This is a genomic window from Terrimonas ferruginea DSM 30193 (genome assembly GCF_000425585.1).
Lineage (GTDB): Bacteria > Bacteroidota > Bacteroidia > Chitinophagales > Chitinophagaceae > Terrimonas > Terrimonas ferruginea.
On the sequence record NZ_AUDS01000019.1, the window covers coordinates 82973 to 102604 of the forward strand.

General features: G+C 48.1%; 18 protein-coding genes. 6 read left to right on the plus strand and 12 right to left on the minus strand.

Annotation, left to right across the window (positions count from 1 at the left end; genetic code table 11):
• Positions 1–80: 80 nt before the first annotated feature.
• From H608_RS0107435 to H608_RS0107450, 4 genes are all read right to left on the minus strand, one after another.
• Positions 81–2579 (minus strand): cation-translocating P-type ATPase, encoded by a 2499-nt coding sequence (locus tag H608_RS0107435; protein ID WP_028787119.1) that lies wholly within the window; start codon positions 2577–2579, stop codon positions 81–83.
• A gap of 21 nt (positions 2580–2600) precedes the next feature.
• Positions 2601–2981 carry a hypothetical protein gene (locus H608_RS0107440; protein ID WP_028787120.1) on the minus strand — a complete coding sequence of 127 codons (381 nt, stop codon included), beginning with the start codon at positions 2979–2981 and terminating at the stop codon, positions 2601–2603.
• Positions 2982–3560: 579 nt separating this feature from the next.
• The gene (locus H608_RS0107445) at positions 3561–3770 is read right to left on the minus strand and encodes a helix-turn-helix domain-containing protein (protein ID WP_028787121.1); all 210 of its coding nucleotides are present in this window, start codon (positions 3768–3770) and stop codon (positions 3561–3563) included.
• A gap of 3 nt (positions 3771–3773) precedes the next feature.
• Complete coding sequence (locus H608_RS0107450) at positions 3774–4322, minus strand: DUF2975 domain-containing protein (RefSeq protein ID WP_028787122.1); 549 nt, start codon at positions 4320–4322, stop codon at positions 3774–3776.
• 326 nt (positions 4323–4648) lie between these two features.
• Here H608_RS0107450 and H608_RS0107455 point away from each other — a divergent pair, with 326 nt between their 5' ends.
• The gene (locus H608_RS0107455; protein WP_028787123.1) at positions 4649–5137 is read left to right on the plus strand and encodes an SRPBCC family protein; all 489 of its coding nucleotides are present in this window, start codon (positions 4649–4651) and stop codon (positions 5135–5137) included.
• A 92-nt stretch (positions 5138–5229) separates the two neighbouring features.
• Here H608_RS0107455 and H608_RS0107460 read toward each other — a convergent pair whose 3' ends face one another.
• Genes H608_RS0107460 through H608_RS0107470 form a run of 3 tightly spaced genes read right to left on the minus strand, consistent with a single transcriptional unit; the run spans position 5230 to position 8858 of the window.
• Positions 5230–6744 carry a serine hydrolase gene (locus H608_RS0107460; protein ID WP_028787124.1) on the minus strand — a complete coding sequence of 505 codons (1515 nt, stop codon included), beginning with the start codon at positions 6742–6744 and terminating at the stop codon, positions 5230–5232.
• 16 nt (positions 6745–6760) lie between these two features.
• Positions 6761–8317 carry an acyl-CoA mutase large subunit family protein gene (locus H608_RS0107465; RefSeq protein ID WP_028787125.1) on the minus strand — a complete coding sequence of 519 codons (1557 nt, stop codon included), beginning with the start codon at positions 8315–8317 and terminating at the stop codon, positions 6761–6763.
• Between the two features lie 13 nt (positions 8318–8330).
• Positions 8331–8858 (minus strand): DUF7935 family protein, encoded by a 528-nt coding sequence (locus H608_RS0107470; protein ID WP_028787126.1) that lies wholly within the window; start codon positions 8856–8858, stop codon positions 8331–8333.
• Between the two features lie 97 nt (positions 8859–8955).
• Between H608_RS0107470 and H608_RS0107475 the strand changes: the two genes are divergently transcribed.
• Positions 8956–9300 carry a HesB/IscA family protein gene (locus tag H608_RS0107475; RefSeq protein WP_028787127.1) on the plus strand — a complete coding sequence of 115 codons (345 nt, stop codon included), beginning with the start codon at positions 8956–8958 and terminating at the stop codon, positions 9298–9300.
• Positions 9301–9367: 67 nt separating this feature from the next.
• Entirely contained in the window at positions 9368–10273 is a 906-nt protein-coding gene (locus tag H608_RS0107480) for a class I SAM-dependent methyltransferase (RefSeq protein ID WP_028787128.1), read from the plus strand.
• 3 nt (positions 10274–10276) lie between these two features.
• Here the strand turns inward: H608_RS0107480 and H608_RS0107485 are convergent, their stop codons facing one another.
• On the minus strand, positions 10277–11080 hold the full coding sequence (locus H608_RS0107485; protein ID WP_038007668.1) for a glutaminyl-peptide cyclotransferase: 804 nt from the start codon (positions 11078–11080) through the stop codon (positions 10277–10279).
• A gap of 408 nt (positions 11081–11488) precedes the next feature.
• Between H608_RS0107485 and H608_RS21625 the strand changes: the two genes are divergently transcribed.
• A complete protein-coding gene (locus tag H608_RS21625) occupies positions 11489–12706 on the plus strand; it encodes a M43 family zinc metalloprotease (RefSeq protein ID WP_051268117.1) in 1218 nt (405 codons plus the stop codon).
• A gap of 368 nt (positions 12707–13074) precedes the next feature.
• Here H608_RS21625 and H608_RS0107495 read toward each other — a convergent pair whose 3' ends face one another.
• Together H608_RS0107495 and H608_RS21630 are read right to left on the minus strand one after the other, a co-directional pair.
• The gene (locus H608_RS0107495) at positions 13075–13911 is read right to left on the minus strand and encodes a dienelactone hydrolase family protein (RefSeq protein ID WP_028787130.1); all 837 of its coding nucleotides are present in this window, start codon (positions 13909–13911) and stop codon (positions 13075–13077) included.
• A 207-nt stretch (positions 13912–14118) separates the two neighbouring features.
• Positions 14119–15900 (minus strand): chloride channel protein, encoded by a 1782-nt coding sequence (locus H608_RS21630; RefSeq protein ID WP_038007671.1) that lies wholly within the window; start codon positions 15898–15900, stop codon positions 14119–14121.
• Between the two features lie 111 nt (positions 15901–16011).
• Between H608_RS21630 and cmk the strand changes: the two genes are divergently transcribed.
• Positions 16012–16698, plus strand: a complete 687-nt coding sequence (gene cmk / locus H608_RS0107505) for a (d)CMP kinase (protein ID WP_028787131.1) — start codon at positions 16012–16014, stop codon at positions 16696–16698.
• An 81-nt stretch (positions 16699–16779) separates the two neighbouring features.
• On the opposite strand, the gene bamJ is transcribed toward cmk, so the two are convergent.
• A complete protein-coding gene (gene bamJ / locus H608_RS0107510) occupies positions 16780–17526 on the minus strand; it encodes a BamJ family beta-barrel-assembly machinery protein (protein ID WP_028787132.1) in 747 nt (248 codons plus the stop codon).
• Positions 17527–17619: 93 nt separating this feature from the next.
• Here bamJ and H608_RS0107515 point away from each other — a divergent pair, with 93 nt between their 5' ends.
• The gene (locus H608_RS0107515) at positions 17620–18057 is read left to right on the plus strand and encodes an acyl-CoA thioesterase (RefSeq protein ID WP_028787133.1); all 438 of its coding nucleotides are present in this window, start codon (positions 17620–17622) and stop codon (positions 18055–18057) included.
• A gap of 150 nt (positions 18058–18207) precedes the next feature.
• Here the strand turns inward: H608_RS0107515 and H608_RS0107520 are convergent, their stop codons facing one another.
• Positions 18208–19608 (minus strand): exonuclease domain-containing protein, encoded by a 1401-nt coding sequence (locus H608_RS0107520; protein ID WP_245565733.1) that lies wholly within the window; start codon positions 19606–19608, stop codon positions 18208–18210.
• Between the last annotated feature and the right edge of the window lie 24 nt (positions 19609–19632).

Sequence of the window (19632 nt, forward strand, 5' to 3'; positions counted from 1 at the left end):
AGACACCTGCAACCTTTCTTCCTGGTTCATTTCCTTACGGCCCAGCCTGTGCTTATTTACTTACTACTAAAACTTATTACTTAAAACGGCCGCTTTCTTTTGAACAATTCTATCCACATTACACTTACGAACGCTGTTGCCAGGCAAAGGAGGAAGTTGGTGATACCTATGGGTTGGAGGCCGAATAAGCCACGTACCGGAGGCAGCAGGTGCAACATCAGCAGGAAACAAACCGAAGCAAGCACGACGAATATGGCCAGGTTGTTTTTAAACTTTAGCGACTGAAAGATGGTATGGACAGCAGATCTGCCGGTAAAGGTGAGAAATAGATTGCCGCATATAATGGTGGTGAAAACCGCCATTCTTGTTTCTTCCAGGGCATATCCGCGCGTCATAAATACATAATAGATCAACAAGGTACCGGCCGCAATGACCAGTCCCTGTACAATACTTATCAGCAATTCACGCCTGGTAAACAATCCCTGGTCTTTGTTACGGGGACCGGCATTTAGTTCTGCGTCACTCACGGGTTCCCGTTCGAAAAAGATGGAGCAGGTAGGGCCCATGATCAATTCCAGGAAAATGACGTGGACTGGTGTAAAGATGTTGGGAAACCGCCATCCCAATATGACGGGCAGGGAGGCTGTAAGCAGGATGGGGATATGAATAGCAAGAATATACCGGACTGCTTTCAGCAAGTTGCTGTAAATTCTGCGGCCTTCGCTTATTGCCTGCAGAAACCCGGAAGGATTATCGTCGGTAAGGATGAGATCGGAAGCCTGCCGGGCAATTTCACTTCCTTTCTTCCCCATGGCAATACCGATATCGGCTACTTTCAATGCGGGGCCATCATTCACGCCGTCACCCGTCATGGCTACTACATTGCCTGCCGACTGTAAGGCTTTGATAACTTTTCTTTTTGCCTCCGGAAACATCCTTGCGAAAACAGCAGTTGATTTTATCACTGCTGCCAGTGTCGAAGCATCCATCTGCATGATCTCCTCGCCGTTGCGGCAACGCAACGGTTCTTTTATACCTATCTGTCCGGCAATCTGACTGGCGGTGGTGGCATGATCGCCGGTCAGGATTTTTATCTCAATACCGTCTTCGTAGAGTTTGCGGATAAAGGCCGGCATTTCTTTACGGGGCGGATCATACAGGGCCAGCAATCCTTCGAATGACCAGTTAAAGTCGTTTTGCTGCGCGGGGAGATGCGAAAGGGAGGCGGTAGCACTGGCAACGCCCAAAACCCTGTAACCTTTGCTGCTCATGTCGTTCAGTACGGCAGTTACGCGTACCCTGGTTGCCGGATCCAGGTGACACACATCGAGTATGCGTTCTGTCGCACCCTTTGCCGCCACTACTATTGCTGCTCCATCTTTATAAACGTGGGTCATCATCGGCGGCCTGCCTTCCAGCGGATATTCATACACCATTTCCATACGATGATAAACAGAGGTGTCTGTTACGCGCAGATAGGTTTCCATGATCGCTTTCTCCATGGCGTCGAATGGTTCGGCTTCACTGGCGAGGGCTGCATATAAAAGCAAGCGTTCATATTGTGGAGGAATGGTGTCGGCCGGTTCAATGAGGCTATCAGTTTTAAAATCGTAAAGAATTTTCAACGACATCCTGTTTTCGGTAATGGTGCCTGTTTTATCGAGGCACAAAACATTTACTGCACCAAGGTTTTCGAGTATCTGTGGTTGTCGCGTAATAATGCCGGCGCGGCCAAGCCGGTAAGCGCCGAGGGCAAAAAAGGAACTGAAAGCTACGGGAATCTCCTCCGGTATAGCAGACATGGCGAGGGTTAAAGCGAAAAGCAGGCTGACGACAAATTGACCGGAATGAAAATAATTAACCAGGAAGATGGCGGTGAAAGCAGCCATGCCGAACAGGGCGAGGTTCCTTACTACTTTACTGACCTGTTTTTGCAGAATGGTTTTCTGTGTCTGGTAACCCCCGACGGATAGCCCGATCTTGCCCAATATGGTTTCATTGCCGGTAGCGGATACACGCGCCAGGCACTTACCGCTGTTGACAAGCGTGCCCTGGTACAATACATTATTGCCGGGTTGTTCATTTTTGATCACGGGTAACGACTCACCGGTAATCGCGGATTCGTTCAGGGTGAAATCATTTGCCTGAATAACCAACGCATCTGCCGGAACATTTGCCCCTTCCTCCAGCACGATCACGTCTCCCGGCACCAGTTCGGCGGAGGGAAGGCTTTTAGGCAGACCGTCCCGGATAACGGTCACGGCAGGCCGCGTGAATTCCTGCAGCGCACGTACGGCATGATTGCTGCGAACTTCCTGGTAAACGGAAATGGCTGAAATGAGTGCGATGGCCGCCGCCATCAGGATGCCTTCCGCTGTGTTACCCAGTACAAAATAAAGCAGACAGGCAACGATGAGCAGTACCGACATCGGCTCCCGGAGTATCGCTACGAGTGTATGTAGCAGCCGCATTTGCCTGCGTGAGCTGATCCTGTTGTCTCCATACTGAAGACGAAGCTCAGCAGCTTCAGACGACGAAAGACCTGTTACACCGGTCGCTTTGGCTACTTTGCCGGGCATGGGAATGTTATTGAAGGTGGATTACATCCGTTTTGCCAGGAACCGGTTGAAATCAGCCCTGAGCGATTTGACAATTTTTTCAAAGGAAACCAGTTCCTGTCCGAGTTGCTCCTGGTCTTTCTTCAATGATACGTTCACCTTTCCCGCATGTGCTTTCACATCTTCCGCGCAAAGGTGTACGTAGTCCTTGATGCGGCTGGTATAATCCGCCATGTTGGCTTTTTGTATGTCGAATTGATTCTGAAAATGCTCTACTTCTTTCAGTACTTCTTCATGAGTGTTTTTGGCAGCTACTTCGGCGAGGCGTTCCTCCAGTATTTCAAGGTCTTCGCGGTAGAAGCCTACAGTGGCCAGCCATTCATTGGATTTGAGTTCCAGGTTGTTGATGTCGGTGTATGGCATAAAAAAATAAATTAATTACCAGTGAATGTCGGCAGGTTACTGTTAACAGGGCATGAGGTGCCTCACCGCAACAGATGATTGTGGTCAATGGTCAATCGTGAATGGTGAATCGTGAATGGGAGTCCGTGGTTCGTGTATTCACGAACCATCAGCGGAATGCTGCTTTGGCATTTGATTAGTCAATACTGAGTCATATCACTCTTGGTTCGTGTCCGCACTACATCTGTTCGGAACGTTTATCCCTAAGAGTCGCTTTTCATTTTTTAACGTAATGGCGGCGTGAGTTAGAAGTTAGCGCCCTTGTTGGTCTCCCGACCAACAAGCAAGCGTCAGGTTGCTTTGACAGGTTAAGGCCAACTTCGTACATAACTCAGGGGTGAGCAGGCCCGTTCGTTGGTCCGGAGACCAACGGTGGCGTGATGTCGGATTGACAGGTTTTAAAATCTTCCAAACAGTTGTGGTGTCCTCATGAACCAAAAAAGGAATTTGCGGGTAGCGTAAAGAGTAGCCCGAATGATTCCGGCCACTGTTGGTCAATCTACTACTTATTACCTTATACCTTCAGCCTTATACCTAAATTTACCACTTCTCCCTGTACTCCAAAATGTCGCCCGGCTGGCAATCCAGCACGATGCAGATCATTTCAAGCGTACTGAAGCGGATGGCTTTGGCCTTGCCCGTTTTGAGAATGGAAAGATTGGACAAGGTAAGACCTACTTTTTCCGACAGTTCGTTGAGCGACATCTTTCGCTTCGCCATCATCACGTCGAGATTTACAATTATGGGCATAGATCAGATGGTTAAATCGTTTTCTTCCTGTAATTCGATACCTCTTTTAAAGATCTGGCTGATGACCAGCAGCGATACGCCCATAAACAGCCATACATCTGCTCCGTCGAAACGCAAGTGACGCATCTCGGGCATTTTTACGCCTTGTGATACCAGCCATTCGGTATAGTTGACGCCGCAATGGGAAAAGACGCCGACAATGAAAGCGAGATAAGCCATGCTTTGAATGAAGCGTGATACGTACCGGTTAAAAGGGTTGGAGAGGCTTATTTTTTTATCATAAAAAACTTTAATGATCAGGTAGAAAATGGTTGCTTTCAGGCAGGATACGATGACCATGTAAGAGGTTTCGACAATAAAATGTGAGCGGTCATAGTGATACAGCGGCGAGAGGTCTGCTTTGTCCCAGAAGAAATCTGCCCCGGCGGGATGCCAGAACAGCGTATAGATCATTTTGAATAAAATACCGCCGGCTTCGATACACACACCAACAAAGATGACCCACGAGAGGACTTGCAGGAAAGTCAGCATGTGTTTGGTTGTAATTGTCATGGTTTGATTTTTAGTTGATGGGGTAAAACTATAAATATTTATTGAAAAACAATAAAAAAAGTTTGATTTTCATGAAAATTCAAAGGTGTGAGACTCAACGTATATGCCTTAAGTCTTTACGTAACAGTAAGGCAATTGACGCCAGGCTCACCGACAACCCCTGTCATGATATAGCGCCTTCACCTGACGTCTTAAGCCTTACGCCTTCAACCTTATACCTTTCACCTTACCTCTTTCTCAAATTGTCCAACCCAACCCTTCACATCGGCCAGTTTACACCCCGTCATAATTGTTGTTAGAAAATAACTTTGACCCAAACTTATTTCATGCAAAATCAGGATTTCACCACTACTGTTGTGGTAAACAATACGCCCGCTGAAGTTTTTAAAGCCGTGCAGAATCCCCGTGCCTGGTGGTCGGAAGACATCAAAGGCGCAACAGAAAATGTTAATGATCTGTTCGTTTACCAATTCGAAGATATTCATCGCTGTAAAGTCGAATTAACCGAAGTGGTTCCGGATAAAAAAGTTGTCTGGCATATACTCGATAATGCTTTCAATTTTACCAAAGACAAAACTGAATGGATCAACACCAACGTGATCTTTGAAATAAGCACAAAAGGCGATCAGACAGAATTGGTGTTCACACACGCAGGCCTCACGCCCGCCGATGAATGCTATGAAGCATGCTACCAGGGCTGGTCACATTATATCGGCAGAAGTCTTCGTGATTATATCGTCACCGGTAAGGGCTTACCTAATAAAGGCGGACAGGCGCAGACGGATAAAGAGAGGGATTTGAAAGGTAGCAGGTAACAGGCCGTCAAGTAAATAGCCGTAAATCAGCAGGTATTAAGTCAACAAATTTCCATTGCGAAAATTTGCGGCTGTTGAAACTTTTGACTTATCTACTGCTTCACAAAATCATACGCATCATACTCCACAAATTCATTCGCCCTTAACTCAATGCCCGATACTTTGTTTCCCTGCGTGCGGAATTTTACTTTAAAAATTCCATACTCGATATTCGTGTATTCAAGAAGCCACTCATTATTATCCATCCAGGAAAGGGTAGCGGTGAGATCGGCATGTCCTTCGAAGCGGATGAATAACTGATCCGCTTTTTTGCCTGTGCTGATATCGATAGGGCCGTAGATAGGATTGCGATAGGTGCCTGTATAGCTGGAAACGGGAAGTGGCGGTAATGCTCCTTTCACACGAGCGTGCCAACTGCTGATCTCCTGCAATTGTTCTTTCGCTTCTTTTTGCGCACCCGGTAGTAGTTGCGCACTGCGGTCAACATAAGCTACGCCGAGATAAGCATCGAGCAGCTGATAACGCAATGCTTCGAAGAAACTCTGGTTGTCGTTGTTGGTAAGGATGGCAATGCCGAGATTTTCCTCCGGAACAAAACATACATTACTCACCATGCCCCCCGCACCGCCTGTATGCCAGTAAACCTGCCTGCCATTGTAGTCGGCTGAGTACACACCCAGGCCATATCCGCGAAAGTGCATCGGGAATTGCAGCGACTTGCGGCTGCCGGTAATGATGTTGACGTCTCTTGTTTTTTGCAGTACTGCAAAAGGCATGATCGTCTTGCCCTGGTAGCGCCCGCTGTCCAGTTGGAATTGCAGCCAGTGCGAAAGATCGTTCACCGTACTGATGATTGACGCAGCGGGAGCAAGGTTGTCCCACTGATCGTAGGGCACACGATGCAATTGGTCGCTGTAGCTCGTGGTGTAAGGCCGCGCTACGTTATCCATTTTTTCCATACCTGCCGACAAAGCCGAAGTGCGGGTCATGCCCAAAGGTCTGAGTATACTGTCCGTTATATAGGCTTCCCATGACAGGCCGGTTACCTTGGGAATGACTTCACCCGCGGTAAGAAAACAGCTGTTGCAATAGCCGTAATCCTGACGGAAAGGACGTCCGGGTTTCAGCAACCTCATTTTTTGCATGATGGCCGCGCGCGAAAGACTGCTGTTCCAAAAGGTGAAATCTCCCTGGAATGTTTTGGTGCCGATGCGATGACACAGCATGTCGCGCACGGATACCAATTGCGTGCTGATGCTGTCGTACAAACGGAAGTCGGGAAAGTATTTGGTCACTTTGTCGTCCAGTGAAAGCTTTTTGCGAAACTCCAATTGTGCCAATGCCGTGCCCGTGAAGAGTTTGGTATTACTGGCGATCATAAAACGCGTATCGGCATTCACCGGTTCCTTCGTCCCGATGTCGCGCACGCCATAACCTTTCAGCACAACCGTTTTCCCATCTTTCACCACCACCACGGCAAGGCCGGGTAGGTTCCAGTTGCGCAGGCCGCGTTGTATATAACTGTCGAGACTGTCTTTTACAAAAGAGGATTGTGCATGTGCACAAAAAGAAACACCCAGCAGGCAGGCTGCAATGAGTTTTTTCATACAATCGTATTAATGGTTAACGGTATTCACCAAATACATTTCGCAATGTATCGGCAATTTCGCCCAGCGTGCTTTTATTTTCGACGGCTTCCACAACGGTAGGCATCATATTCTCACCAGTCACCGCTTTGTCGCGCAGTTGGTTCAGCAAACGATCGCAGGTAGCCTGATCGCGGTCCTGGCGTAGTTTGCGCAGCTTCTCCGATTGCACCAGCCGGATGGAATCGTCGATCTTGAACACGGGAATAGGCGCTTCCTGGCTTACCTGGAATTTATTCACGCCAACGATGATCTTTTCTCCGCTTTCGATATGTTGCTGGTATTCGTAGGCACTGCGTGCAATTTCATCCTGGATAAATCCTTCCTCGATAGCTGACACACTGCCGCCCATTGCATCTATTTTCTCCATCAGTTGCCAGGCAGCTTGTTCTACTTCGGCCGTCAGTGCCTCCACATAATAAGAGCCGGCCAGCGGATCCACCGTGTCCGGCGCACCGCTTTCAAATGCCACGATCTGTTGCGTGCGCAAAGCAATGCGTGCTGCTTCTTCTGTTGGCAGGCTCAGCGCTTCGTCGTAGCCATTGGTGTGCAATGATTGCGTGCCGCCCAGTACCGCGGCCATTGTCTGAATAGTGACGCGGGAAATATTGTTCAGGGGTTGCTGCGCCGTCAAAGTGCTGCCACCGGTTTGCGTGTGAAAGCGCAGCATCATCGCTTTGGGATCGGTGGCACCCAGCTCTTTCATGATCGATGCCCACATCTTGCGCGCGGCTCTGAACTTGGCCACTTCTTCAAACAAATTGTTATGTGCATTGAAGAAAAAAGAAAGCCGTTTGCCAAACACATTGATGTCGAGTCCTTTTTCGAGCGCGGCCTGTACATAAGCTTTGCCATTGCTCAGGGTAAATGCCACTTCCTGTACCGCCGTACTCCCTGCTTCGCGAATGTGATAACCACTGATGGAAATGGTATTCCATTTTGGAACTTCGCGGCTGCACCATTCAAAGATATCCGTGATGATGCGCATAGACGGTTTCGGCGGATAGATATACGTACCGCGGGCTGCGTATTCTTTTAAGATATCATTTTGAATAGTACCGGATATTTTTTTCAGATCGGCGCCTTGTTGTTTTGCCAGTGCGGCATACAGGGAAAGCAAAATGAACCCGGTGGCATTGATGGTCATCGAGGTCGACACTTCATCGAGGCGGATACCATGGAACAGCGTTTGCATGTCTTCGATACTGTCGATGGCAACGCCTACTTTTCCTACTTCGCCTTCGGCCAGTGCGTGGTCACTGTCGTAACCGATTTGTGTCGGAAGGTCAAACGCCACACTTAATCCGCTCACGCCTTGCGAAAGCAGGTAGTGATAACGTTTATTACTTTCTTCCGCGGTACTGAAACCCGCGTATTGACGCATGGTCCAAAGTTTACCGCGGTACATATCGGGTTGTACGCCACGCGTAAAAGGAAAAGCACCCGGTTGTGCAGGCTCGCCCGCAGGTATATCGGACGAATGGTAAACCGGCTTAATGAGGATACCGGAATCTGTGTATTTTTCTTCTGGCATAAGTAAGACGGGATTAGCCCATCAGTTGTTTTGCTTCGTGATTGAGGGCTTCCAGCACCATGTTGTGCACTTCGCCGAGTTTTTGCGCGACCAGCGTTTCAAGAATTTTTTTATTGAGATCGACGCCTGATGCTTCCGGTGCCAGCGATGCGGCCACGCGGTTGATCAGCATAATATTCTGGTCTTTGAAATTGCGCACGGCTTCCCAGGCCTGCTGGGTTACATAAATCTGCTGTGAAGCATTGTATTCATATTCCTGGCGTGTGTTTTCTACCAGGACGATTCTCATGTCGTTGGCACTGAGGCCGGGTTGATTCAATCTGTTGACAAGCGACGGCAGGGCTATGCGTTCGGTAAGCACCACCAGGCGTTCGTAGGCCTGTAGTTGAAGAGGTCTTGACGTGTAGCCGTCTGCAGATTCACGGGGAGTGGCGGGAGCAGCGGGAGCGGAGGAGGTTTTGGAATTACGGACAAAAAAGGCAGCCACTGCTATCAGCAGGGCCAGGACAGCAATGATCAGGCTGACGGTTGAAGTATCCATGCAATTATTTTGCTCAAAAATAAGGATTTCAATGGCTTGCAAACATCTGTTAGCCCGCCCGCGGGTGCGTCACCGGATTTCTTTGTATTTTTGCAGTATGGATACACAAGTTGAAGCGCCCGTTAGCCTGACGGCCGGGGCCGTGAAAGAGATCAAAAGACTGATGGCCGAACCGGGCTTTGACCACAGCCTGCACCTGCGCGTAGGTGTGAAAGGCGGCGGTTGCTCGGGACTTTCCTATGTGCTCGGATTCGATAAAATGGAAGAAGTGGACCAGCAGTTCACCATAGAAGGCATTCCGTGTACCATGAACAAGGCACATGAACTGTACCTGCTCGGTATACAGATCGATTGGGAAAATGGGCTCAATAACCGCGGGTTTACATTTACCAATCCAAATGCCAGCAGTACCTGCGGTTGCGGCACCTCCTTCGCCGTATAACTTGAAATGAGCGCAACCGGCTGAATATTCCGGTTGAATGCTTTTCTTTGCGCCTTATTATTCCTGTATGCCTGACCGTATTCACTACACGAATTGTCCCGTGTGCCATTCGGCCTCACTCAAGCCTGTGCTGAACGCAATCGATTATACCGTAAGCAAAGAATCTTTTGCCGTATGGGAATGCCGGGAATGTACTTTACGCTTTACACAGGATGTGCCCGATAGCACGCAGATAGGTCCGTATTACAAATCCGAAGATTATATTTCCCATACCAATACCTCGCGCGGGCTCATCAATAAAATTTACCAGGCCGTGCGTCGCCGCACGATCCGCAACAAACGCCGGCTGATTGAGCGTACAACAGGCTTGTCCAATGGTCACCTGCTCGATATCGGTTGTGGTGTGGGAACCTTCCTGCACGCCATGCAGGAAAGTGGATGGAAAGTGACAGGGCTCGAGCCTGATGCCGAGGCGCGCAAAATTGCGGCTCAATTATACAACCTGCAGGTACAGGAGATAGATGAACTGGAAAGACTTCCCGCTGCCACTTATGATGTAATTACGCTGTGGCATGTGCTCGAGCACGTACATCAATTGCATGATTATATCGAAAAGCTGAAACAATTACTCAAGCCCGGTGGCACCTTGCTTATTGCCGTACCGAACTATACGTCAAAAGATGCGGACACCTATGGTCCTTACTGGGCGGCTTATGATGTGCCGCGTCACCTGTATCATTTTTCCCCGGCATCAATAGATCGTCTGATGGCGCAACATGCCATGGAAGTGATAGCGCACAAACCGATGTGGTACGACAGTTTTTATATTGCCTTGCTCAGCAGCAAATATAAAAATGGTCAATCCAACTGGATCGGTGCGGCCTGGCAGGGCCTGCGTTCCAACCTGAAAGCATCCGGCGATGTGCGTCGTTGCAGTTCGGTGATTTACCTGATCCGCCACACCGCTGAATAATTATTACTTCCCGATTTCTATTTCGTAAAGCTGCGGCCAGTTTTTACCCGTGATGTAAGTCTTGTTGGTCGTAGTGTCGTGTGCGATGCCATTGGGGACATCCGCATGCGGATCGTCTGCCTTTACACGATCCCAGATCTGTTGCAGATCGATGCGACCGACGATGGCGCCGCTTCCCGGTTCGATTTTGAAGATATAAGGATATTGCCATTGATTGGCGTAGATATACCCATCAATATACTCGAGCTCATTGAGATTGAAAGATGGGCTGCCTTCCTGCGTTACCATTTGTGTGTGCAGCAACTGGAAGGTGGCGGGTTCATAATAATAAAGGTTGCTGGTGCCATCGGACACGATCAGGCTTTTACCGTCGGTGGTAATGCCCCAGCCTTCTGTATTGATGGGGAACTCTTTTACTTTTTTGAAATCCTTTACGGTGTAAGCAAATACTTTCTTTTCCTTCCAGGTAAGTTGGTAAACAGTATCGTTCAATATGGTGATGCCTTCGCCAAAAAATTCTTTGGGAAGCGTGATGGAGCGTTTTGCTTTACCGGTAGCCAGGTCTACTTCGAGGAGTTTCGAACTGCCGTAATTGCCAGTGCCTTCATAGAACTGCCCTTTGTAAAAGGTGAGGCCCTGGGTAAACGAGGTGGTGTCGTGCGGATAATTTTTCAGGATCGCATAGCTGATCGATGCGGGCGCGCTGAGGCCGGGGGTGGGGTTGTTGTTGCCCGGATTTTTCGGTTCGTTGTTGTTGCACGCAGTGAGCAGTGTGATGAATAAAACGCTATAGAAAAAATATTTCATATTCCTGTTTGTGGATGCAAAGGTAGTGGATGGCAAGAATGTGTAAATGTGGAAATATGTAGATGTGCAAATGAAACAGCCATTTCTGTCAATAAAAATTTGGTTTCACATTTCCACATGGCCCCGCCGCAGGCGGGCACATTTCCACATTGGCTCTCTGAGCCTCTTTCCCATCGTAGTTTTACTATACGTAAAAATAACCTACTAATTATAAAAACGATTATATTTGATCCATCGCTGACTGCTTATTAACAAATTCTTGTACAGCGCCCCTCATCTGAAGTCCGTATCTGTTGACGAATCGAGAACTGTCCACTATTCTGTCTCTCTCCAATTCTTCTGAATCCGTACCAATTCCACTGAATCTCCAGGGCAATCCGATTTTTCATCAAAAGACAAATTTCCTCTATGAGACTGGGGATACTTTTCCTGCTGTTCCTTGTATCAGCAATTGCCGGAGCACAATCATCATCCTGCTTAAGCACTACCTACCAACAGGCACAGGTTTCGGCTGATCCGTTGCTGAAGATCCGTCAGCAGGCGATCGAACGTTTTATCAGCGAACATCCCAATGAAGCGGCGCGTGTGGAAGATATGCCGGTGATCAAAATTCCTGTAGTGGTTCATATTCTTTATCATGCTCCTTCGGAAAATATCAGCGATGCACTGGTGCACCAGCAGATAGCCGAACTCAATGCCTGCTTTCGCCGGCGCAATGCAGATACCAACAATACACCCGCGGCATTCAGACGTCTGGCCGCCGATTGCGAAATTGAATTTGCCCTGGCTGTTTCTGACCCGCGTAAACGTTCGACCTCCGGCATTGAGCGTAAGTATACACCCGTTGTTTCCTGGGAAGCGGACGATAAAATGAAACAAGCAACAGAGATGGGTTTGGACGCCTGGGATCCCGCAAATTACCTGAATATCTGGGTCGTGAGCCTCAAACGCGGGCTGGGTTACAGCAGCGTGGTGGGTGGTGAAAGTTTCCGCGACGGGATCGTTTTGAGTTTTCCTGCATTCGGCACCAATCGCACCGCTGTGCATGAAGTGGGCCACTGGCTTGGTCTACGGCATATCTGGGGCGATGCTTATTGCGGTGATGACCTGATAGGCGATACACCCACCCAGAGTAATTTCACTTCAGGCTGTCCTTCAGGAATACGTTCTACCTGCAACAACGGAGCGGGTGGGGATATGTACATGAATTACATGGACCTCACCGACGGAAACTGCACCAATCTTTTTACCAACGGGCAAAAAGAAAGAATGCGCGGACAGTTTGCGCCGGGTGGCCCGCGCGAATCACTGTTACGCACCTACGCGTTCAACCCGCCACTCATCAACGAAATTCCATTGCCACAGACAGATCCTGCCTGGCTTTATGCAAACGTTTACCCCAATCCAACCACAACAGGTAAAGTGTGGATGGATGTAGCCTTTGATGAAAGATGGATCGGCAGCGAAATTTCTATTACCTCCATGCAGGGGCAAACTGTGCTGAAGGCTACCGTTAAAATGAAACAACAGGAACTCGATCTTAGCCGGCTCCGGGCTGGGATGTATTTGCTCACCGCTGTAAGGAAAGACGGACAGAAGTTGCAGCAGAAGATAATACGGCAATAGGAGTGCTAAGTATTAAGTAATAAGTATTAAGTAATAAGTATTAAGTAATAAGTATTAAGTAATAAGTATTAAGTGAATCCGACATCACGCCACCGTTGGTCTCCAGACCAACGGACCTGCTCATCCCTTCGTTAGGTACGAAGTAGACCTTAACCTGTCAAATAAACCTGACTCTTGCTTGCTGGTCGGGAGACCAACAAGGGCGCCAACTATAAGTTCTAAGTAGTAAGTAATAAGTGATTCAGTCGTTGGAAGGTAGAAGTCTTAAGGTGTAGGGATAACTTACAACCTAATACTTACTACTTAATACGGCTGTTTAACGTTTGACTTTAAAAAAAATCCCCCGCAATTGCAGGGGATTTTTTTTATCAGAAGATCGTTTTGAAGAAAGCTTTCATGTCGTTCCACGAAGCGGTGTCGGCCGCAGCGTTGTAGCTGATGGGAATGCCAAACTTCTTACCGTTGGCCGTTGCATCAGGATTGGTAAACGCATGCTGCGCACCCGGGTAAGATTTGAATTCATAGCTGGCACCCAGTGAATCGAGTTGTTTGCGGAAAGCAGTGATCTCTTCGGGTTTGATGAAGCCGTCGGCTTCACCGTGGCAAACGAGGATTTTTGCTTTCAATGCTTCTTTGGTGGTGGGGATCACGGGCAGGTTGCCGTGGAAACTTACCACACCATTCAGGTCTTCACCCAGACGCGCAATGTTCAGTACCATCGCACCGCCAAAGCAATAACCGATGGCTGCTTTTTTGGAAGCATCGGCCTGCGCATAAGTGAGTGCCTGGTTCAGGGCTGCATCAAAACGTTTTTTCGCCAAGGGGGCATCTTTATAAAAAGCACCTGCCCACGCGCCCGCAGAATCGGGTGCTTCGGCAACTTTGCCGTTTCCATACATGTCTACCACGAATGCCAGGTAACCAAGCTCTGCCAGTTGACGCGCACGGCCACGCACATAATCCGTAACGCCCCACCATTCTGGAATGATCAGCACCACCGGACGTTTGCCTTCAACGGCATTGTCGTAGGCTACATATCCCTGCATGGAAAGGCTGTCCGATTTGTAGGTTACGTTTTCTCCTTTGATATCTTTTGAGGCCGCCGTTTCAGCAGGTTTGTCCTGCTTGTTTTCATTATTACAAGCGGTCATTGTAGTCGCTGCCAACGCTATTCCGGCAGCAAACAACAGGCGATTGAATTGCATAGTTGAGTGTGTTTTTGTTTTGTAAAGTTAAGGCAAAAGGGAGAAGGCGTAAGGTGTAAGGGGGGAACAGCCGTATTAAGTATTAAGTAATAAGTTTTAGGTATTTTTTTGGCGTCTTTGCGTGAGATCGAAGCTACTAAGCTCAAGTAACCCACGATTCACCATTGACCATTCACCATTGACCATTCACGATTGACGATTGACGACTCACTCGTACAAATCCGACTGTCTCGACAAAATCTCCCTGTATTTATTAAACAACATCGACTTGGATACAAAACCGCGGAATTTCTTTTCATTATCCAGCACGGGCAAATACCAGCTTTGTGTGATGTCGAATTTCTCCATAATGGTGTGCATGCTTTCCTGGTCGCTGATGGTGGCGGCAGGTTTTTTCAGGAGCGAACGCAACGTGGTCTTTTCAAAAAGATGCGGTTGGAAAAGTTTTTGCTTGATATCATTCAATTCGATCACACCGGCAAAACGGTCTTTCTGATCATGGACGGCGAAAATGTTTTTGTCACTGTGTTTGATCACTTCTACCAGTGCCGACAAGGGCTGGTCGATAGCGAGACTCTGATAAGCGGGTTGCAATATATCATCGAGGTTGATGGAGGTGAGGATGTTTTTTTCTTTTTTATGGGTGAAAATTTGTCCTTCGAGCGCCAGCTTCTTCGTTTCCATTGAGTAGGGCTCATAACTTTTTACAATAAAAAAAGAAATGGAGGAAACGATCATCAGCGGAATGAATAGTTCGTAGCCATTTGTGATTTCCGCGATCAAAAAGATAGCCGTGAGCGGACAATACATTACGCCACTCAGCACGCCCGCCATGCCTACCAGGCTGAAATTGCCTTCCGGTACGCGAAACCAGTTGGTATTGTTGAGTAATTTGGAAAAGGCAAAACCGAGATAGGAACCCGTGAACAGGGAAGGTGCAAAGTTGCCCCCGTTACCGCCACTGCCAATGGTAATGGCAACCGCAATCGGTTTGAGTAAAAAGATCAGGATCGTAAAACAAACAAGTCCCCAATCTCGGCCGAGTAATCCAAATAGTTTCGCTTTTTCGGTGATGGTATCCATTTGTCCGCTGGCCACCACCTTCACGCTTTCATAACCTTCCCCGAAAAGAGGGGGGAGTAAAAAATACATGGTTGCCAGCATCACGCCACCGATCAGCGCTTTGGTATACCGATTGATCTTCCAATGCTCGATGCGGCTTTCGGTGCGTTTGAACAAGCGTGCATAGTACAATGAAACAAAACCACTGGCCACCCCAAGCAGAATATAAAACGGCACATTGTTGTAGTCGAAGGTTTGCTTGAGTGAAAAGTTGAAAAGAATGGCCTCTTCGAGGATAATCTTTGAACAGAGTACTCCGATAACGGAGGAGATAATGAGCGGGATAAAATAGCTTACCAGGGTTTCGGCGAGTAAAACCTCCACCGCAAAGATTACGCCCGCAATAGGCGCATTGAAAATAGCCGAGATACCGGCGGCGGCACCGCAGGCAATCAATAAAGACCGCTCCGAATAATTGAGGTCACTGATGCGGCCGAGGTTGGAACCGATGGCGGAACCCGTTGCCACGATAGGGGCTTCCAGACCGGCTGAACCACCAAAACCAACGGTTGCAGAACTGGTGATGATATGCTGATAAGTGTTGCGGAGTGGAATGAAAGACGATCTTCGCGCGATCGACCGTAATACCATCGCGATACCGCGTTCGATCTGGTCGCCAAAAAAACGGTGAATAATGAATACAGTGATCACCAAACCAACAGCAGGGAAAAATAAATAAGCAAACCGGGAAACCGGGAGTGTTTCGATCCAGTATTGCAGGTAGTGCACCAGCGTTTTCAATCCCACCGCCGCCATACCCGAAACGAATCCGACCAGTGAGGCAATGATCATCATGAATTGTGGCCGTGTGACTTTTTCCCGGAGAAACTGAAGCAAATATTGATACAATTTCTTGAATCCCTGCATTCTCTGTGATAACTGGTGAAGGGCAAAGATAGGCTGTTGAGGATAAGGACAGGAAAAAATACACTACGAGAACAGGTCTCGCTCTTTTTTTATTATTTTGCCGGCTCATTCATGAAGAAGATTATTGTTACGATAGATGGTTGGTCCAGTTGCGGAAAAAGCACCCTGGCGCGTCAATTAGCCCGCGAACTGAACTATGTGTATGTAGACAGCGGAGCGATGTACAGGGCTATTACGCTCTATTTTCTCCGTAATCATATCGACTGGACCGACGAGCGCGAAGTACATAAGGCGCTCGGGGAAATCCACCTCGATTTTCATTTCAATGAAAAAACACAGAGCAGCGAGATGTATCTCAACGATGAGAACGTTGAGTATGTGATCCGCGACCTGGTGATAGCCGAGAAAGTGAGCGATGTGGCGGCCATCCGCGAAGTGCGCGAGTTTGCCGTGGCCCAGCAACAGAAACTCGGAAAGAAAAAAGGGATCGTGATGGACGGAAGGGATATCGGTACAGTCGTATTCCCCGATGCAGAAATGAAGATCTTCATGACGGCAGACAATGCCGTACGCGTGGAACGCCGTTTCAAAGAATTATATGAAAAAAATCCCAACGTAACCATCGAAGAAGTAAAGAACAATCTCGAAATGCGCGATTATATCGATTCACACCGCGAAGTAAGTCCCCTGCGTAAAGCGGATGACGCCGTGGTGCTGGACAATACAAAACTAACAGAAGACGAACAGTTTAAGCTCGCCCTGGGTTGGATCCACGATAGAAAGAAAGCCGGAAAATAAACGAAATAAGACAAGACACCGAACTCATAAAAGAAAAGGGAACCATTGGTTCCCTTTTTCGCTATAAGACGATTATAATAGTTATTGTTGACTGGCTTTTTTCACCTCAAGCAACTCTACTTCAAAGATCAGGGCTGCACCACCGGGAATAACGGGAGGGCTGCCTTGCAATCCATAACCAAGATTGTAAGGAATGAAGAGTTTGTATTTGGAACCCTGGTTCATCAATTGCAAACCTTCTGTCCATCCCGGAATGACACGATTAAGCGGGAAGGAGATGGGTTGTCCGTGTTTGTAAGAGGCGTCGAATTCAGTACCGTCGATCAGCGTGCCGCGGTAGTGAACGGTAACTGTGTCCTCAGCAGCCGGCTTAGGACCTGAACCCTGGGTGAGTACTTCGTACTGCAAGCCGGTGGAAGTAACTTTTACGCCGGGCCGCAATTTGTTTTTAGCGAGATAATTCTGACCTGAGTCGATCGCAGATTTGCTTTTTTCTTCCTGCATTTTGCTGGCGTAAGCATTCAGGACCATGAACGAAGAGTTTTCGTCGATCAGGGTTGGTTTGTTGTTGAACACATCCTGCATGGCGCGGTTGAGCAAAGTGGTATTGATGCTGGTCATGTTCTGCATCTTCAGGGAAGTGGCGATGTTGACGCCCAGTGCATAGCTGGCAGAATCGGAAAGGTTTTTAAGAACGACACCGCCGGTGGCAGGTTTTGCAGCAGGTTTGGTGGCGGGTTTGGTTGCTGGTTTCTTCACCGGCGTCTTTTGCGCAGCGGCAGAAAGTACGAGACCGGCAGATAAGGTAAAAAGGAATAATTTCTTCATGTACTAAAATTGAATGGCAAAAATATAGTCTGCCTTCCGATTCCGGCGTATAAATCCTTTAATTTTAGCGGCTGTTAACAAAATCACGCGATTATGGACCGTTTTGTACGTGAATTACAGGTGCGTTGGTCGGATCTGGATCCGAATGTGCATCTGCGTCATTCTGTTTATTACGATTGGGGCGCATTCTGCCGGATCGAGTTTTTGAATGGATGTGGTCTTACGCCCGCTGTGATGGCCGGTCTATCGATCGGGCCGATCCTGTTCCGGGAAGAAGCCTTATTCAAGCGGGAGATCAGGTTGGGCGATAAAGTGACGATCGATCTGACGCTGGTGAAAGCCCGCGCAGATTTTTCACGCTGGTCGATCCGTCATGAGATTGTGAAGAATGACGAGACGGTGGCCGCGATCGTTACAGTAGACGGAGCGTGGCTGAATACAGCGAAAAGAAAAATTGCAATAGCACCGCAACAGGTAGCGGATGTGTTCAACCAGATACCGAAGCATGAGACGTTTGTGTGGGAGGAATGAGGGAAATGTGCAAATGTGTAAGTGTGAAAATGTGGAAATGATTGAATAAATAGGCACCTTGGTTCGTGTATACACGAACCAAGGCAGCGAGGGATCGCTGTTATTACTTAAAACTTATTACTCAAAACTTACAACGGCTGTTTCAACTCTTCAAAACTTCCTCACACGCTGCGGGTACTTATCCGCATAACTATGCACCAGGTTGCGGATAAACAAATTCTCTTTATAAGGCGTCAGCATATCGCGTAATTGATCGATATCGCTGATCTGTATATCGGAAGCGATATAGCCCATCGCCACAAATTCCCCTTTCCATACCAATATGCAGGATTGCTCCTGTGGTTGCCTTCCTTCTTCCACGATAACAAAAGAAGGACGTTCTTGCACGGAACGCATGGCTGCCCTTACGCGTTCATTGTAAGTGTACGCATCTTCTTCATGTTCGCAGGCGCCATCGCAGTAGCCGTCTTCCAGGCCCACGCAACGGTCGTTGCTGGTCTGGATAAAACACAACTTCGGACACAAACGGTATTCCTGTATCAGGCGGCGCAGCAATGTATGGCCTTCGGTGAGGTAATGGAAAGTATGAACGGCTTCGAGACGGGCTTTGTTTTTTTCAATGATCAACCGCTGATAACCATTGCGGTCCTCATAGGCGAAAATGCCATAAAGCTGCTCCTGTCTTTTTTGGGAATAGTTATAGATGGGCCAGCGTTTTTTGATTTCCGTTGATTCCAGTATCTGGGCCATTAGTTCGGTTGCACAAGGCTGGTAGGATATCTGGTGCGTATGCCGGAGAAAATTCTGTTTCTGCCGGCTCTGGCTGTTGTTGCTGAAATGGCTGTTGACCCGGTAGCGGATATTGCGTGCCTTGCCTACATAGATCACCTTGCCCTTGTCATCATGAAAATAATAAACGCCGGGAGTATAAGGAAGTTGATCAAATTGTTCCTTCGGCACATGTGGCGGCAGGATCGTTTCCTTGGAGTTCCGTTGCAGACTTTTAAGGATGAATTTTTCTTCATCACGCTGTAATAAATAGGAAAACAGTCTGGCCGTGGCAGCGGCATCACCTGCGGCACGGTGACGGTCTTCCAGCGGAATGCCTAATGAATGACATAAATTGCCGAGACTGTACGAAGGAAAGCCCGGCGCCAGTTTGCGGCTCAACCGGACCGTACACAGTTTTTTTACCTGCAATTCATATCCGCATTTACTCAACTGGCCCTTGACAAACGGATAGTCGAAGTTGACACTGTGTGCAACAAACACACGTCCGTCCAGCAATTGATAAACTTGCTCTGCAATATCTGCAAACGAAGGCGCAGCTTCCACCATTTCATTGGTAATGCCGGTGAGCGCCGTAATGTAGCGGGGTATGTGCTGATGCGGATTGACAAGTGACTGAAATTGTCCCGTTACCTGCTGGCCATCGTGCAGCATGATGGCTATTTCCGTAATACCATTACCGGACGCGTACGACCCCGTTGTTTCTATATCCACTATCGCATACATGGTAAAAAAAGCGACAGCTAAGATCGTATTTTCCAAAATAAATTCCTAAAATAATTAGCA